Source organism: bacterium (assembly GCA_020854115.1).
Taxonomy (GTDB): domain Bacteria; phylum Patescibacteriota; class Saccharimonadia; order CAILAD01.
In genome coordinates, this window is record JADZGC010000016.1 from 1 (window position 1) to 17,159 (window position 17,159).

At 50.4% G+C, this 17,159-nt stretch carries 16 protein-coding genes; 5 read left to right on the plus strand and 11 right to left on the minus strand.

Annotation, left to right across the window (positions count from 1 at the left end):
- The coding region (locus tag IT415_02880; protein ID MCC7543630.1) for a (d)CMP kinase at nt 1-614 on the plus strand (614 nt) is incomplete at its 5' end.
- Nucleotides 615-679: 65 nt separating this feature from the next.
- Here IT415_02880 and IT415_02885 read toward each other — a convergent pair.
- From IT415_02885 to IT415_02915, 7 genes are all read right to left on the minus strand, one after another.
- Nucleotides 680-1,903 (minus strand): glycosyltransferase family 2 protein, encoded by a 1,224-nt coding sequence (locus IT415_02885; GenBank protein MCC7543631.1) that lies wholly within the window; start codon nt 1,901-1,903, stop codon nt 680-682.
- 135 nt (nt 1,904-2,038) lie between these two features.
- Nucleotides 2,039-4,123: a ribonuclease J gene (locus tag IT415_02890; protein MCC7543632.1), complete on the minus strand. Its 2,085-nt coding sequence runs from the start codon at nt 4,121-4,123 to the stop codon at nt 2,039-2,041.
- A 43-nt stretch (nt 4,124-4,166) separates the two neighbouring features.
- Nucleotides 4,167-4,781 carry a uracil-DNA glycosylase gene (locus tag IT415_02895; GenBank protein ID MCC7543633.1) on the minus strand — a complete coding sequence of 205 codons (615 nt, stop codon included), beginning with the start codon at nt 4,779-4,781 and terminating at the stop codon, nt 4,167-4,169.
- A gap of 7 nt (nt 4,782-4,788) precedes the next feature.
- A complete protein-coding gene (locus IT415_02900; GenBank protein MCC7543634.1) occupies nt 4,789-6,930 on the minus strand; it encodes a polyribonucleotide nucleotidyltransferase in 2,142 nt (713 codons plus the stop codon).
- A gap of 318 nt (nt 6,931-7,248) precedes the next feature.
- The gene (gene rpsO / locus IT415_02905; GenBank protein MCC7543635.1) at nt 7,249-7,518 is read right to left on the minus strand and encodes a 30S ribosomal protein S15; all 270 of its coding nucleotides are present in this window, start codon (nt 7,516-7,518) and stop codon (nt 7,249-7,251) included.
- Between the two features lie 17 nt (nt 7,519-7,535).
- Complete coding sequence (gene truB / locus IT415_02910) at nt 7,536-8,204, minus strand: tRNA pseudouridine(55) synthase TruB (protein MCC7543636.1); 669 nt, start codon at nt 8,202-8,204, stop codon at nt 7,536-7,538.
- Nucleotides 8,205-8,245: 41 nt separating this feature from the next.
- Nucleotides 8,246-9,163: a hypothetical protein gene (locus IT415_02915; GenBank protein ID MCC7543637.1), complete on the minus strand. Its 918-nt coding sequence runs from the start codon at nt 9,161-9,163 to the stop codon at nt 8,246-8,248.
- Between the two features lie 190 nt (nt 9,164-9,353).
- On the opposite strand from IT415_02915, the gene rpsT reads away from it, so the two are divergent.
- Nucleotides 9,354-9,713, plus strand: a complete 360-nt coding sequence (gene rpsT / locus IT415_02920; protein ID MCC7543638.1) for a 30S ribosomal protein S20 — start codon at nt 9,354-9,356, stop codon at nt 9,711-9,713.
- A gap of 2 nt (nt 9,714-9,715) precedes the next feature.
- Here rpsT and holA read toward each other — a convergent pair whose 3' ends face one another.
- Genes holA through IT415_02940 form a run of 4 tightly spaced genes read right to left on the minus strand, consistent with a single transcriptional unit; the run spans nt 9,716 to nt 15,122 of the window.
- Nucleotides 9,716-10,636, minus strand: a complete 921-nt coding sequence (gene holA, locus IT415_02925; GenBank protein ID MCC7543639.1) for a DNA polymerase III subunit delta — start codon at nt 10,634-10,636, stop codon at nt 9,716-9,718.
- Nucleotides 10,633-11,526, minus strand: coding sequence for a bifunctional DNA-formamidopyrimidine glycosylase/DNA-(apurinic or apyrimidinic site) lyase (mutM, locus tag IT415_02930; GenBank protein ID MCC7543640.1), 894 nt, complete (start codon nt 11,524-11,526; stop codon nt 10,633-10,635). The genes holA and mutM overlap by 4 nt, the downstream gene beginning before the upstream one ends.
- Before the next feature lie 21 nt (nt 11,527-11,547).
- Nucleotides 11,548-14,304 carry a DNA polymerase I gene (gene polA, locus IT415_02935; GenBank protein MCC7543641.1) on the minus strand — a complete coding sequence of 919 codons (2,757 nt, stop codon included), beginning with the start codon at nt 14,302-14,304 and terminating at the stop codon, nt 11,548-11,550.
- 8 nt (nt 14,305-14,312) lie between these two features.
- Nucleotides 14,313-15,122 (minus strand): hypothetical protein, encoded by an 810-nt coding sequence (locus IT415_02940; protein MCC7543642.1) that lies wholly within the window; start codon nt 15,120-15,122, stop codon nt 14,313-14,315.
- A gap of 334 nt (nt 15,123-15,456) precedes the next feature.
- Between IT415_02940 and IT415_02945 the strand changes: the two genes are divergently transcribed.
- The 3 genes from IT415_02945 (at nt 15,457) to IT415_02955 (ending at nt 17,137) form a co-directional block, all read left to right on the plus strand.
- Entirely contained in the window at nt 15,457-16,014 is a 558-nt protein-coding gene (locus IT415_02945) for a hypothetical protein (GenBank protein MCC7543643.1), read from the plus strand.
- 249 nt (nt 16,015-16,263) lie between these two features.
- Entirely contained in the window at nt 16,264-16,686 is a 423-nt protein-coding gene (locus IT415_02950) for a hypothetical protein (GenBank protein MCC7543644.1), read from the plus strand.
- 136 nt (nt 16,687-16,822) lie between these two features.
- Nucleotides 16,823-17,137 (plus strand): hypothetical protein, encoded by a 315-nt coding sequence (locus IT415_02955; GenBank protein MCC7543645.1) that lies wholly within the window; start codon nt 16,823-16,825, stop codon nt 17,135-17,137.
- The last annotated feature ends 22 nt before the right edge of the window (nt 17,138-17,159 follow it).

A 17,159-nucleotide genomic window follows, 5' to 3' on the forward strand; every position in this document is an offset into this window, starting at 1 on the left:
CTATTGCCCAAGCTATTGCCAATATGTTCGACCTCATCTTGGTCAACAGCGGGAGTTTCTACCGCGCATTAGCCAAGGCGACACTCGATGCAGGTCTCTGGCCTCCAGATCCGGAGTGTATTCCGTACTGCCTGACAGTCGATCTAGCAGTCGACCGGGGTGTGGTATGCGCAATCAATGACATACCAGTCTCGATGAACGAGCTGAAGGCCCCCGAACCAAGTAATCATGCTTCAACGATTGGTGTGCACGGCGCGGTGCGTACATACGTCAATCAAACCATCCGACAGTACGCCAATTCCCTTTCAGCCGTCGGGCTTATCTGCGAGGGACGAGATACTGGAACCGCCATCTTTCCTGATGCAGATCTCAAGCTCTACTTCACTGCACGGTCCGAAATTCGCGCCGCGCGTATGTCCACCGATACCTATACCTGGGCAGCTGAGCAGATCATAGAGAGAGACCAACGAGACATGTCGCGCGCAGAGTCACCATTGTTGAGCGCCGAAGATGCCGAGCAAGCTGGCTATATAATCATCGATACGAGCGGGCTCGATCAGAGCGAAGTTCTGCAGCGCTCGAGTGCCCTCGTACAACACATTTTGGTCATTTAACACAAGACCCCCTCTAACGAGGGGGTTGTTCTTTTGAATAAACATTTTCCATGATACTGCATGTATTACCCAAGGTAAAAATCTGCTGCAAAATAAAGGAATCCGCAGAGCAATATGATGCTTAAAGCAAAAGAAAAAGCTTGCAAATATCCTGGGGCAAGCTTATATGAGTCTGGCCTATGCCGCATCTTCAAAAATAATAGTTCTATAGTCTCTCTATATAACCATACCATAGTGCCAATAAATCGGGTCACTAAACTGAAGATGCCATACAGCGGCGTGAGTAATATCAGATACCAAGCATCCTTCTTCCCCATTGCAAACCACGTCACAAAATCAAGCATAGCGTACAGTACAAAAACCACTATAAAGATCAATGGATTCACTATCAGAACCGGCAAAGCCGCAATACGTAATGGGTCTATTAACAGATTGAGGAGGTTGTAAAGAGAATCGACTCTCAATCTCCATGCAGTATTTCGACTTAATATCAAACCAATCAGCAAACGAGTATTGGCAGCAAATCCAGGATTCCACCCCAAGCAACGTTGTTTAAAGAGCTGTCCAAGAGTTTCTGGCACCTCGGTCTTCACGGTATCAGGCACATATGTGACGCCACGCGAGCCGATTGAATGATGTATCAATAATGTTCTCTCAAGATCCTCGCCACTAAACTCCCCACTATGGGTATCGACTTGAGCTTTGAGTCGTTTTGTTCGAAACAAGCCGATTGCCCCAGAGATACATAGCACTGTCCCATATGGAGCATGATAATTCTTCCCGATTTGCATACTTTTTAGATACTCATGTCTCTGAATATCCGCCCAAAATCCTTCGCCGGTAGGCACTACATTAAATGCCACTGCATCGTAGCGATCGAGCAACCCGTATGGCAGCGTGCTGTTTTCTAGTCGCATGTCGTCATCCATGATCAAGACATATTTTGTTTTAACATAATCTAATGCGCGATGAATTGCGCCCACTTTCCCCCTATTAAAGCCAAGTTTGAGCACCTTTGCACCACTCTTGAGTGCGATTGTCGAAGTCCCATCCTTCGACGCATCATCGGCAACGATGATTGTTACTCCGGGCAAGCAAGCACGTACAGATTCGATAGTGGGTGCGATCTTATTAGCTCCTTGATGACAAGCAATCACAACCGTGAGATTGCGGTGATCCCTGTCAGAGAATCTTGTATTAATCGGAATCCGTCGAGATATCACAAACAATTCAAAGGATATCTTAATTCCATCAATCAGCAGTGTAAAAATCAGAACACTCGCTAACACTTGTATCAAATCAGTACTACTCCTGAGGCTGCCTGAAACATACCATACATAATATCCCAATAATCAGGAGCATCACTAATGATAAGAGATGGTCATGCGGTGCAAACCGTGAAACTCTACGCATAGCAATATATTCTATACTTCGATCACGACTGGCAGCACAATTGGATTGCGCTTCGTGACCTTGAAGAGATAGTTGGCAATCTCATCACGCATACGCGTCTTGATGATCAGCGAGTTGGCTGGAAGAGCCTTATCTCGCTTATCAAAGATGTTTTGTACGATCTGACGACTGCGCTGCACCAGCTCAACGTTGTCCTTCATGTAGATGAAACCACGCGAGATGATGTCAGGGCTCGTAACAAGCTTGCCGGTCCTCTTATCGACCGTCGCGACCGCCATAAAGACGCCGCTCTCGCTCATTGCCAAGCGATCCTTCAAGACGATCTCTTGCACGTCACCAATCCCCGCGCCATCGATGAGCACTGAGCCAGCCTGTACTTTTGGACCTTCCTTGACCGAACCCTTATCGTCAACCACCAATGTCTGGCCGTCTTCAATCACGAAGACATTACTATCAGCAATACCTTCCGTCAATGCAATTGCCGCATTGTGGAACATATGATGCATCTCACCGTGAATTGGCAGGTAATGCTTCGGTCGAGTAAGCTGAATCATCTCTTTGATTTCTTCGATGCTCGCGTGCCCCGAGGTGTGCATAGTGCCAAGGCCGTCGAGCTCAGCGGTCGCTGGCTGATAGACATATGTACCCCAACGGAAAAGATTGTCGACCATACCCCAGACTGACTTCTCGTTACCAGGAATGATCGAAGCCGAAAGCACGACCACGTCGGTTTCTTTGAGCTTCACGTCGCGGTGGTCGCCAGTGCCCATACGCTGCAAAGCCGAGAAAGTCTCACCTTGCGAACCCGTCGACACTACGACGAGCTGTCCATCCTGATACTTCTCCATGTCCCGAGCCTTGATAAGCAAGCCTGCTGGAATCTTCACATAGCCAAGCTTCACCGACAGCTCAAGGTTATTGAGCATGCTGCGGCCTACGACGACCAGCTTGCGTTTAGCCTTAGCAACCGCATCGATAATGATCTGCATACGCGTAATCTGACTCGAGAAAGCAGCGATAATGACGCGCTTATTGTAGTTGCGCACCAAAATCTCATCAATCGTATCAACGATCTCGCTCTCAGAAGCCGAGCGTCCGGTCTTCTCGCAGCTCGTTGAGTCACACATCAACATCAACACGCCTTCGTCACCGATCTGCTTCAGGCGCTCTTTGTCTGATGGCTTACCATCAACTGGATTCTCTTCGAAGCGCCAGTCACCGGTGTTGATAATCGTCCCAACTGGTGTGCGAATGACGAGCGAGCAAGCATCAGGGATGGAGTGTGTGATGCGCAAGAACTCGATATTAAAGACCCCGAGCTGGATGCGATCGTGCTTATCCTGATCTACGATATGTAGCTCTGGTTTAAATGGCAAACGATATTCTTCGAGTTTGCGCTCGATGAACTTAATCGTAAACTTAGCGGCATAAATCGGTGCCGGAATCTTTGGCAGGAGAAATGGGATTCCCCCAACGTGGTCTTCGTGAGCGTGCGTAATCAGGATACCGCGAATCTTATGCTTACGCTGTTCAAGATACGCTACGTCAGGCACAACGAGGTCTATCCCCGGCTGATCTTCGCCTGGAAACGAAAAGCCCATATCCATGATGATGATGTCATTCTCATACTCGAGAGCCATGATGTTCTTACCGATCTGGTTGAGACCACCAAGCGGGATGATCTTGAGCTTGCCTGCATCGGTCTTACTAACACCAGGGATCGATACGGCCGCCTTAGCAGCACCATTACCGTTTGTATTGAAGCTGCCAGTTACGAATGTTTGTGGACCTTTTGGCATACGCATACGAGGTGGGCGTCCGAGGCCACCGCGTTCTTGACGCTGACCGTTCTTGTTGCCGCCGTTGCCGTTTTGGCTACGGCCTCGCAGCTGGATATTCTGCTGACCGCGACTATTTGAGCCACCTCGACTTTGACCCTGACCGGATTGTCGAGTATTTGTATTACTGCCAGGGGCTTGATTGCGGGCTGGTCGAGGCGCTCGTACTTCTTGCTTCGCAGGAGATGCCTGCACCCTAGTTGATTGTTTTGGCATATCGTCGGCCGAGAGCGGTCGACTGGTTAATTTATCTGGCATTAGTTTTCCTTTCTGGTACTAATTGGTTTTATTGAATAAAAGCTTAAGATAATTTCTGAAGGATATCTGGGATACTGGCAAAATCTTGCTTCAGAGTTTCGCGCATACCGCCATTATAGAGGGCGGCTGCGGGATGATAGAGCGGCAAAAACACTTGTGTGCGCTTCTGGCCTGCATGCGTGTACGTGCGCTTCATGGGTTGACCATGTACGGCACTAATCTTCTTGTCAGGAAAGAACACCGACATCGAGTGGCGACCAAGAAATGCCACAAGCTTAGGCTGAATGATGTCAATCTGCTCTAGGAGGTACGGGAGACAGGCTTTGATTTCGTCAGGAAAAGGATCTCGATTGTTCGGCGGTCGGTATTTCACGATATTTGTGATATAGACTTCTTCGCGAGTCAGCCCGATGGATTCGAGCATTTCTGCGAGAAACTTACCAGATGCGCCAACAAACGGTCGTCCTTGACGATCTTCCTCTGCCCCGGGGGCTTCACCCACAAACATAATGTCTGCTTCTGGGGAACCCTCGCCGGGCACAGGGTTTGTGACTGATTTACATAATTCGGTACATATTTCACACGAGGCTATGCGGGCAGCGATTTCGTCTAGTCGATCAATTTTTGTTTGACTGTGAACTACTTCGTCGCCCGCCATATTGAGCCTATTCGGATTGAGCAGCTTTTTTACTCAAATTGAACCTTCCCTTGTCGTCTTTTTCGACAAGCTTCACCTTTATTTTATCGCCTTCCCTCAATTCATCACTTACTTTTTCGACTCGGTGATCTGCGATTTGACTGATATGTACGAGCCCTTCACGACCGGGCATGAACTCTACGAAGGCTCCAAACTCCATGAGTTTCACGACCGTACCATCATAGATCTTACCGACCTCAGGCTCTGCGGTAATGGCTTCAATCCACTCTTTGGCCTTTTGAGCCTTCTCTGCGTCTTCTGAGTAGATCATCACTAGGCCAGAGTCTTCGATATCAATCTGGGTTTCAGTCTCTTCGGTGATCTTGCGAATAGTCTCACCGCCTTTACCGATCACTTCCTTGATCTTATCTGGATTGATTGTCAACTTAGTGATACGAGGCGCGTATAGTGAGAGTTCAGGTCGCACTTCCGAGAGAATCTTCATCATCTCGCCCATGATATGCGCTCGCCCTTCCTTCGCCTGCGCCAGGGCTGCACGCATAATCTCCACGGTAATACCCTTGACCTTGATATCCATCTGCAACGCAGTAATGCCTTCGCTCGAACCGGCAACCTTGAAGTCCATATCACCGGCAAAATCTTCGGCCCCCTGGATATCAGAGAGAATGATGTATTTTCCTGGGTTTGCATGATCTATAACCAGACCCATCGCAATACCAGAGATTGGACGCTTTAATGGCACACCTGCATCCATCAATGACAGCGTCGAGCCACATACGGAAGCCATACTCGTAGAGCCGTTTGAGCTCAAGATCTCCGATACGACGCGACTCGCGTACGGAAAGTCCTCGATTGACGGAATCATTGGCTCGAGTGCACGTTCGGCCAAAGCGCCATGCCCGATCTCGCGACGACCAGTACCGCGCAATGGTCGCGCCTCACCCGTCGAATACGGTGGGAAATTATAGTGGTGCATGTAGCGCTTGCTCGTATCCTCTTCCATGGTGTCAATCAGCTGTGCGAAGCTCGTCGGTGCCAGCGTCGTCAAAGTCAACGCCTGAGTAGTGCCGCGCGTAAAGATCGCCGAACCATGGGTGCGTGGCAATACACCAGTCGCGCCAGAGATAGGACGGATTTCTGTCGTTTTGCGTTGATCTGGACGCTCGCCATCTTCGAGAATACCCCGTCGAATCTCATTATCGATTGCCTTCGTAAAGGCTTCTTTGACCCGACCAGCTGGGAAGCGTTCTTTGTCATCTTCCATCTCGGCAGGGAGTGGCCCAAACTCTGCAAGCACCATCTCACGAAGTTCGTTAATTGAATCTTGGCGCTTCAAGCCATCAGTGTGACGCACATACTGACCCAGCTTGCCGTCAAGAAACTGCTCGATCTTCTCGGTCAGTTCTTCATCAGCCTTAAAGAGGTCGTACTTCTGAGGCTGTACGCCCATTTCTTGCACCATTTGCTCCTGAAGTTCGATAACTGGCTTCCATGAATCAATCGAAAGCTGTAGAGCTTCGAGCATCGTCTCTTCACTCACCTCTTGCGCAGCGGCTTCCACCATCATAATGGCGTCCTTCGTGCCTGCTACCGTGAGATTGAGTGTACCGTTATCTTGCTCGCTGTTGGTTGGGAATGGCACAAGCTTGCCGTCGATCTGACCGATACGAATACCAGCGACTGGGCCTTCAAATGGCGCACCAGTCAGCATCAGCGCACTAGAGGCAGCGATAATGCCGATGATATCCGGCTCGTGCTCCATATCGACTGAGAGCGGCATGACAACAATCTGGACGTCATTACGATACCCCTTCGGGAAAAGAGGTCGAATCGGACGGTCGATCAATCGAGCAGTCAGAATCGCCTTTTCGCTCGGACGACCTTCGCGCTTGATAAAGCGACTGCCGGAAATCTTGCCGGCAGCATACATGCGCTCTTCGTAATCAATTAAGAGCGGGAAGAAGTCTTGATCTGGCTTTGGCTCTGGTGCAACAACCGCTGAAGCAAATACCACCGTGTCACCGTAGCGCACAGTCACTGCTCCAGTTGCTAAGAAGGCCAGATTACCGGTCTCGATTGTAAGTTTTTTACCTGCAAATTCAGTTTCGTAGGTAGCTTGCTTGCCGCCAAACGGATGGATGATATTCATTTGTATCCTTTTATTCTTTCTCTAAGACTGCACCGACTTTTTGTCAGGTGCCAGAGAACATATGACCAAGGCGTCCATGACGCATGATCCTATCTACTCTTTCACCTGCACACATGTGTGCAATCGCTTAAATTATCAATATCTACAATACGTATTTTACTACAAATCGCAGACGATCGTTAGTTTCTGGGCGCTAAGACGCACTATACGGTGATGAAGTGCAAGGCGGCTTTAAGGAGCGAACCGAATCGTACTCAACAGTACGACGAAGGAGCTCCGCAGAAGCCAACGCTGCAATTCGCACCGTATGTACGTCGATTAACGACGGAGTTTGAGCTTCTTAACGATAGCTTCGTACCGCTCTTGTGAAGACTTCTGCAAGTAGTCAAGCAGGCGACGGCGCTTCGAGACCATAGCCAACAAGCCACGGCGACTGTGGTTGTCTTGCTTGTGCTTTTTCAGGTGATTAGTCAGCTGAGCGATCTTTTCAGTAAAAATCGCAATCTGAACCTCAGCGGAGCCAGTGTCCTTGGCGTGCTGACCATGTTTTTTTACGAGTGCTTTTTTGTCGAGTTGTGCTGTAGTCATAATGTTTAACCAGTATATCAGATAGAGAGAAGATTTTCAAGCCCTACGGCACCCTGAACGCTATACTCCCCTATCTTGGTACGTCGGAGCGCACTCAGATATGCTCCTGTGTCGAGCATTTCTCCTAGATCTCTCGCCAGTGAGCGAATGTATGTTCCGCTCGATACGGCCACCGTCGCCTTGAGAAGCGGATACTCATAATGCACATCTATCCAGCCATACACCTCGACCGGTCGAGACTGGAGCTCTACTGAGGCGCCCTGGCGAGCCAGCTTATACGCGCGCTGGCCCCCTACCTTCATCGCACTATAGATAGGTGGCGTTTGCATAATCCGCCCTGTCAGCTGCTTGATTACCGTCTCTACTTCCTCAGTACTTGGCCGACGAGAGCTCACCGCCGTCATCTCTCCTTCGAGATCATCGGTAGACGAATTAGCCCCGAACGTAATCTCGAGCTCATATTCCTTATCAAGCTTAAGAAACGAATCTACCTGGCAGGTATATTCTTTTCCGACAAGAACTAGCAGTAAACCGGTGGCTAGTGGGTCGAGCGTACCGGCGTGCCCTACTTTCTTGATGCCGGTAAACTTTCGTAAGACGTGTACCGCCCAAAACGAACTCTTCTTGTACGGCTTATCAACTAGCCAGAGGCCAGTAGGTTCAGTCAATGTGCCGCGTTTTATCATGAGTACAAATATTATGCGCTTTTCGCGTCTGGCATGCGAGTTTATTGTGCAATTTGGGCTGGCCGCATAACCTGATCTTGCCCAACTTCGAGGGATCCATCAGATTGTTTCATCTGCTCAGCTGCTGCCTGTAGCTGCTGCAAAGTATCACTTGGGATAGCTTGAGCAACCGTTTTTGGCTCACTCTTTTCTGGAGTTTTTTGTGCACCGTAGAGCACTTTGACGATCTCCTGCTGACGTGCCCCATTACTCATAAGCTGAGCGGCCATCGTGAGCGACTTAGCAGTTGTCGAAGCAGTCGTGAAGCGATTGGTGGCCGACATAATCCCTGCCAAGAGGGCTGTAGCGATTTCGTGGTTCATAAGTCCTGTGCCAATCGAATCAATTGTGCCTATAAGCATCTCGCAGACACTCGTCGCATTCGTATCGAGATAATTGACACTCCCATACTGTTCATTTACACGATGAAAGTCATAATTAATCAGATGAAGACCATCAAACAATGTCGGGTTTTGTTCAAGTAATGCATCAATCTTAGAAATTGACAGCACACCCACCACTACGACTAGGTCGAACTGGAAAGCCCCATACGAGAAACTCGCGTCTTCTGGTTTAAAGTTGCCAGCGTGAGGCGTAATCGTCACGTTGAGCTTATTATCGGCGATATCGTACTTGAGCTTTTCGACTTCAACATGCGCCAGATCAAGCGACACAATGAAGTCGCGTACGCCATCAAGTGAGCGTGATATCTTCCCTGTATCCACAACATTTGCAGACAGTGGTAGCTCATCAGTAATCACTGCATGAGCCTTCTTGCCTGCTGCGGCGAGTGCACTCTGCAACGCAAAAACGCCCATCACCTGATCGAGTGACGGTTGGCGGCCGGTGACAATCAGTACACTTTCTGCCTGCTTAAGAAGCTCCGTAGCTTGCTGCTTAGGGGTTATTTCCGTATTCATAAGTGATAATATTCTTTTAGAGAATAGATTATTGTACCTTATTCAATATATTCTGTCAATAGCATAAGCTTGATCAGATAGGATTCTCGAGAAAACTTTTGACAAATTATCAGGTTTGAGCTATGATACATCGGTCTTATTGCCCGCCCTTATGGCGAGCACCGAATGTTAATCAAGGACTACATATCTTATGCCAATCATCAAATCAGCAATCAAGCGAGTACGTCAGCAAGCGAAGCGTCGTTCCCGAAACTTAGCTGCCAAGCGCCGTATCAAGATTGCCAGCAAGCAGACCCTTAGCGCACTCGAGGCTAAAGACCTCAAGATCGCACAGGAATCGCTCAAGCAGGCTATCTCACAGATCGACAAGGCCGTTAAGAAAGGTACGCTACACAAGAATACCGCTGCGCGCCGTAAGAGCACCCTCACCCGCTCATACAATGGCGTAAGCGAGAAGGCCTACGGAACCGAAGCTGCAACCAAGAAAGCTGCTCCAGCTAAGAAGCCAGCTGCGAAAAAAGCTGCCCCTAAGAAGCCTGCGGCAAAATAGCTCTAAAAACCAAGCGTTAAGCTCAGCACCAGATCAGTCATGGCCTGGTGCGGTTTTTTTATGCCAGACTTCATCGCTACATCAGCATCTAATAATGCTTGGTATGACTGTGCCAGCTGCGCCTCAGTACATCGAGTCGCCTGCTGCTGTGCGCGACTCGCCGCATAGGGCTTCACGCCGCAAGCCGATAATTCTGCCGGTGTCGCTCGGTGATACACCAGCGTCAGTACACGAAAATGCCACTGGAGCATCGCTAGGAGCTGCTGCTCACTCGCACCCCCCTTCATGAGCTCATCGTAAAGTCGAATCGCTCGCTGCGCATCACCTGATTGCACTGTAGCAATCAGATCAAATACAGAGCTCGTAGGATCAGTACTCACAAGCTCTTCGATGTGCGATCGATCTATCGTCCCGCCAGCCACGGTGAGCTTTGTGAGTTCGTGGTGCAACCGCCACTGGCTCATCCCGGCTCGCTTGATGAGCAAATGGGCCGTAGCTCGATCGAGATCTGCGCCAGCTCGCTTCGCCTCCTTGATCAGCCACTGCACGAGCTTGCCCTCGCTCAATGTCTCGTACACCTTCGCTGTAGGTATGGCCGCAAGTGACTTATACAGCTTCGAGCGCCGATCCATGTCACGCCCATCAAGAACCGCGACTGTAGACTCGGGAATTTCTTGTAGTAATGCTAAAAAGTCTTCAATATATGCCTGCGCTTCGACTAATGATCGGACCGTAACAAGACGATGCGAGTAAAACATAGGTAGTGCGAGAAGCTGCTGCTTGAGCGCAGGGAGCGTAATTTGTGTCAAGTCGCAATCTACGGCTTCCAGTGCATCTGCATACTTGCGCCTATACTGATCTCGTAGCTTAGCGATATGCTGAGCGATTGCGTAGTCATTATTGCCACCCAAAAAAACAATCATCGCTTCACCTCTCGCTGGCACTTCGGGCAAATGTGCGTCCCACGCCCTGCTACGCGTAGCTTCAGGATCTGCGTACCACAGCGTTCGCATGCTTGTCCCTCTCGACGGAACACCTTAGCAAACGTCAGGTAGCTCCCCTTCTCGCCCTCCGCATCAACGTAATTTTTGTCACTCGAACCACCAAGCGAAATCGACAGTTGCATCACCTCACGCAGTGCTTCGTACAGTCGCTTGAGCTTCACGGCACTCACTCGCTCAACAAGTGTCGCAGGGTGAATGCGCGCCGCATAAAGACCCTCATCGGCATAAATATTTCCGACTCCTGCCATCACCGACTGGTCCATGATGGCCGCCTTGATGCTCGTACGTTTACGACGCATGAGCCGCTGCCTAAAACTTGCAAAAGTAAAGTCCGGACTCAAAACCTCTGGTCCCAGCTTGGAGATAAAGCTATCCTCGGCTACTTTTTCTGTCTCGACGAGCTTCACCCAACCGAATTTACGCTGGTCATTAAAGAATAGTCTTGAGCCGTCCTCGAAGCCAAAACTTACCCGGGTACTCCTATCTGGAAGCCTGCCGATGAGACTGTCCGTCGGATGCCCTCCCCCAAACCCTTCCCGCGCCCCTGTCTTAGTATGAAAACGAAACACCAGCTGCCCCGTCATCTTGAGGTGGATCAGGAGTGAATAGCCCGTATCGAGACCAATAATTAAACCTTTACCGCGTCGATCGACATCAGTAATCTTAGCGCCAATCATCTGAGCATCGACAATATCTGCATCATTTGGAAAACTCTTCGGTGTCTCGACTTCTACAGAAGTAATAATGAGACCTGGAAGCATCGAAAGAAGCCCAAGTCGAATCGTCTCGACTTCAGGTAGCTCTGGCATATACCCCTCTAGCACTATACATTACTCAAGCTCTCCCCAATTTTTGCCGACCACCTCCCCTACCTCAATTGGCGCTGCAAGCTTAATCACGTGCTCCATAGTGTCCCGCAGAAGCTGCTTTACTTCATCAACCAGCTTCTCATCACATTCGACGATCAGTTCGTCATGAATCTGTAAGATCATATGCGCATCGCCATCCAGCCTTGCTAATTTTGGGGCCAGTCGAATCATCGCGAGCTTCATCATATCGGCAGCTGTACCCTGGAGTGGCATATTCACCGCCTGACGCTCAGCAGCAGATCGAACAATAAAACTACTCGACTTTATATCTGTGCACGGTCGGCGTCTAACAAATAGTGTTTCGGTATACCCTTCTTCATGAGCCTGTTTTTTAAGCTTTTTGATGTATTCTGCTACTCCCTTACGCAGCTCAAAGTACTTATCGATGAAGTCTTTGCTTTCCTCATAGCTCATACCAGTTGCCACCGACAGGCCATGGATATTCATACCGTACAGGACGCCGAAGTTAATTGTTTTCGCACCATAGCGCTGATCCTTCGTCACCTCTTCCGGCTTCACTCCGGCCATTTGTGCCGCGGTCAGAGTATGAATGTCTATACCCGACTGAAAATCTTCGATCATTTGCTTGTCATCCGCCATCGCGGCAGCCAACCGCAACTCGATCTGACTATAGTCTGCCGAGACAAAGACCTTGCCCGTATCGGCTACGAAGCCCTTGCGTATCTCGCGACCCAAAGGGGTGCGCACCGGGATATTCTGCAAGTTTGGATTATTGCTCGATAAGCGCCCAGTCTGCGCAATCGTCTGCTGGTAACTCGTATGTACCCGACCAGTCTTCGGCTGTACGAGTAGTGGCAAGGTGTCGACATATGTGCTCTTGAGCTTCGTGACCTCCCGATAATCAAATATCAAGTCGATTATTGGGTGCTTCCCGCGCAGCTTCTCAAGCTCGCTTGCGGCAGTCGAAGCCCCGCCCGTCTTCACTTTCTTGAGACCTTCACCATCAATCTTGAGCTTATTAAAAAGAACCTCCTTCAGCTGCTGCGTAGAATTGATGTTGAATTCCTCACCCGCGAGGTCATAGATTTGTTCAATTGTCTTCGTGAGTCGTTTATCAAGATCCTTCGAAAACTTTGCAAAGAAATCCGCGTCCAACTTAACTCCTGTCAGCTCGATGTCCCCAAGCACGGGTATGAGTGGCCACTCTAGCTGAGCTGCGACTTCTTCAAGCTTGCCTATAGATTGCAGTTCATTACTCAGCCGCTGATACAAGCGCCAAGCAATATCGGCGTCTTCGGCAGCATACTTAACCGCCTCATAGATTGGCACTTGATCGAAGGTTTTCTGATTTTTCCCGCGCTGACCAATGAGCTCGGTAATCTCGATCATCTCAATCCCCAGCTCTGCGAGCGCCAGACCAGAAAGCGTTTGTGCGCGCCCGAGAGGATTAATTAAGAACGCCGCTACCATTGTGTCGAAGCAAATCCCCTGCATAGTGACGCCAGCACACTTCAGAACCTGATAATCATATTTGATGTTGTGACCAATTTTGCCGATCTCAGGGTCCTCCAGGATAGGTTTGAATGCAGCTATCACCTCAGCAAGAGCTAGCTGCTCCCCATCAGTATGCCCGACCGGAACGTAATATGCCTTGCCTTCCTCCCATGAGAGAGAGATGCCGACTAAATCAGCTGCGATTGGCTCGAGTGAGGTAGTCTCCGTATCAATAGAGAATACTTTGTGCTGCGCAAGCTTCGTCACAAGTTCGTCAAGTTGTTGCTTGGTCGTCACACCTTTGTACTGAGCTGTCTGTAAATGGGTCCGCAACCGCTCATGATCACGCGTATCGACGTTATATATCTCATCAAAAAGATTTTTTTGTTGCCCCACTTCACTCTGTGGCAACTTTGCAATCAGCGAGCGAAACTCTAGCTTATGCAAGAGCTCTATGACCTTATCGCGGTCATAGCGATGAAGGCGTGCTGCCTCGAGCTCAAACTCACACGGCACATCACGGACAATCCGCGATAGCTCGAGTGAACGATAGGCATCATCCCGACCAGCCTCGAGCTTAGCTCGTAGTGCAGGCTTAAGTTCGTCCAAGTGCGCGTAAATACCATCGAGCGTCTTGTACTTCACGACTAGCTCGGCAGCCGTCTTCTCGCCCACACCTTTTACGCCCGGGATGTTATCACTTGAGTCTCCCTTAAGCGCTTTTGTAACTAAGAATTCTTCTGGCGTCACTCCATAACGATCCTTCACGGCAGCCGGGTCATACAGTACCGTATCCGAGAACCCACGCTTGAGTGTGTAGATACTCACATGCTCATCTACAAGCTGGAGCTCATCCATGTCCCCGGTCACGATCACAATTTCATGCTGCCTCTTCAACTGCTCTGCGAGTGTACCGATCACATCATCAGCCTCGTACCCTTCTACGCCAATCACGGGGATCTCAAAGGCCGCCAAAAGATCTTTAGTCACATCAAACTGCGGCACAAGATCCTTGTCGGTTTCCTTGCGTGTGGCTTTATATTTTTCATCGAGATCATGACGGAATGTCTTACCGGGCATATCCCAAGCCACGACGACGTATTCTGGCTTCAGCTCCTTGATCGCGTTGAGGAGCATCATCGTGAAACCATACACGCCATTAGTCGGTGTGCCGTCTTTGGTACTCAAAAACGGTATGGCATGAAAGCCACGGTGCAACAGGGCGTGCCCATCGAAAATCGCTACACGTGGTCGATTTGTCATACCTGATATTATACGCGCTTTTCAGATAAAGCAGAGTCCGGGGCAGACTGCATCTCGGCTCGCAAGATCTGAAAGAGCTGTCGCATACTATCCGCTATCTGTTGAGAGTGAATCACGGTACCAAAAACTTCCTGACCATAGCTCAAATAGGCCACTTTATCAGCATAGATATTGATTTCAACCGGCATACTATAGCGATCAGAGTCATAAAACGTATGCTCGATGAGATGCGCCTTGTGTTTTGCAAGCGTCCTGGGAAGCGTGAACCCTTGCGGTGTGAGTGCCTGCACCTTAATCCCCATGCGGATACGAGTAGCGACAAAACCATCAAGGTATTCACTCCCCAGAAAATCATGCTGATTTGGAGAAATGATGAGCATCACATCGGCTTTGGTCTGCAATATGTCATCATATATATCCTTCAGTCCCTCGATACCCTGATACTGTCGCACGGCTGGCTGCTCGGTGAGCTGATGATAGCGCTGCGTGAGAGTTGGCAGAAGTGACTTAAAGCGATATTCGTTATTGAGCAAAATATTTCTTCGCTTCTCAGCGAGCATTTCGATTTGAATCGGATTGGCTGGCAAATAGCTCAATCGCTTACCCATCTTTGACTTGGTTATGAGGTTGAGCTGCTCAAGGCGCGCAAGGATCGAATATGCATTTGTACGAGTTTCGCCAAGCTTTTCGGTCAAGAGTGCCGGTGTGATCTCACCGATATCTAGGGCCAATAAATATGCTGCAGCTTGATTCTGCTTGAATCCAAGCCCCTCCAGAATGCCGATATCGCTTGGTTGTTGTGGATTTGTCGATTTCATTTCGACATAATTATAGCAAATATATATCTGTAAGTCTAGTGTTTTGCCATTTAATATTGACTATTCATGCTATTTACCCCATACTGTGCCCATCAAAACAAACCGCACCTCACAGCGCTTAACAGTCCCCCACAAAGCCCTATAGGCAGATGAATTATCACCTCTCTCAGGACTTTACGGCCTCCCCGCAATAAACCATTCTTTAATCTCGGCAGCAGCTTCGGAACTGCTGCCGGGATCACAAAGATCTCGGGTGTGAAAACCCGGCGTAATTCCGAAACCGGACTCATACAGCAACGGCCCAGTGACCGACTCACTGAAACAGCACCTACCTATGCAAGGAGAAATCATGGCCCGTGAGGGTTTCATCAGCCAGGACGATCGCCGCAAGGTCGCCTCAGACACCATCTGGGGACTGTCCCGTGGCACATTCGTCATCGTGGCAGTCATCATCGTGGCCAGCGTCATCGGCGCTGCCTCTTGGGGCATCAGCGTCGCTATCAGCGACGTGCGTGGTGCCGGGGATGTCGTGCAGCGTCGCAATGATGCCAACAACCGCATCGGCGCGCAGGCCTTCTTCGAGGACACCTTCGCCAGCATCAAGGCGCAGGACCGCAAGTTGACCGATGCACGGGCCGATCTGGACGAGTTCTTGTCCACCACGCCGCAGCCCTCAAGCTCGGACTTGGTGCAAGCACAGCTCTACACACAGCAGCTCAAGGCCAAGCAAACGACGGTGACCGGTCTCCAGCAGGCCTGTCAGGACGCCGTCGCGCGCTACAACGCCGAAGCCCGGAAGACCATCCGTGGCGAATGGCGGTCCGAAGACTTGCCGTACCAGATCGACACCACGTCGACCACCGACGAGACGGACTGCCAGCCGGCAGCCTGATCGAGTTCGAGTCCACCCATCCACACCCCGGGAGGGGGCAAGTCGCCCCCTCCCAACAAACCAGAAAGAGACTCATGAAAAACCTGAAGAAATACCTCATCCTGCCGCTACTCGTCGCATGTGTCGGCTTCACCGCCGTGGCCTGCAGCGATGGCCCAAAGGCGGACTCCGCCCAAGGAGCCACCCAGAAGGTCGCTGAGGAGTACAGCAAGGCGGGCCGTCCAGGCCGTTCCCTACCCGCTGCAGGAGATGAAAGAGGGCGGCTGGCTCGAGCGCATGAACTTGCGTGAGCGCCTCATCCGCTACTCGGATTCGAACAAGATCAGCTACATCTACTTGTTCTCGGATCAAGGTCAGCTCCTGGCCAACTACACCGTGAAGGGAAAGGTGTCCAACACCAGCTCCCAGATGACCACCGCTCAAACGGTCGACGACTACTGCGGATCGGGCAAATACTGCCCGATGGCAATCGACGCCCCGATGGACGATGGCACCTGGGGTCCCTCCGAGGACGCCATCTTCTTCTTCACCACCGACGGTGTGATGGTGCAGTGGTCCGGCCAGTACGTGCTGGCCGATGCCCCGCTAGACCTCACCACCCAGCCGGTGCTGGTGTACAACACGGGCTCCAAACCCACCTCGGTCGCCGACGAAAAGAACTACGGCGGCTAACTCCCGTATGACAATCGAGGGCCTTTTGCCCCTCGTCTGATACTCGAGCAGCCTCTCGAGTCACCCACCCCTTGCAGCATAGGGGTGGGCTTACCCATATTTGCATAATTACCGATACTACCAGCATAATGAATTCATGAGTAATGTAGATGACGAACCAGGACGCGAGCTTTCTGCCTATGAGGAGATCGTCGGTATCGATACTCCAGATGGGCGCGAACAGCTCAAAGAAGCTCTCCAAGGTATGCGCGATCTGGCAGTACAACATACTCCTCGTGACGAATCAGATCCAGACTGGCGACTGACCGAAGAGGAAAGAGCAGCTGGTCGTCGAGGTGTGCAGGAAGCACGCGCCGCCATTCGAGCAACTGAGTCGCCTACCGAACGACTTGCACGCGAAAAACGAGAGCGAGAACAACCCGGCTCTCAGCCAGAAAACGACCCACAATAAGCGGGTCGTTTTCCTTTTATTC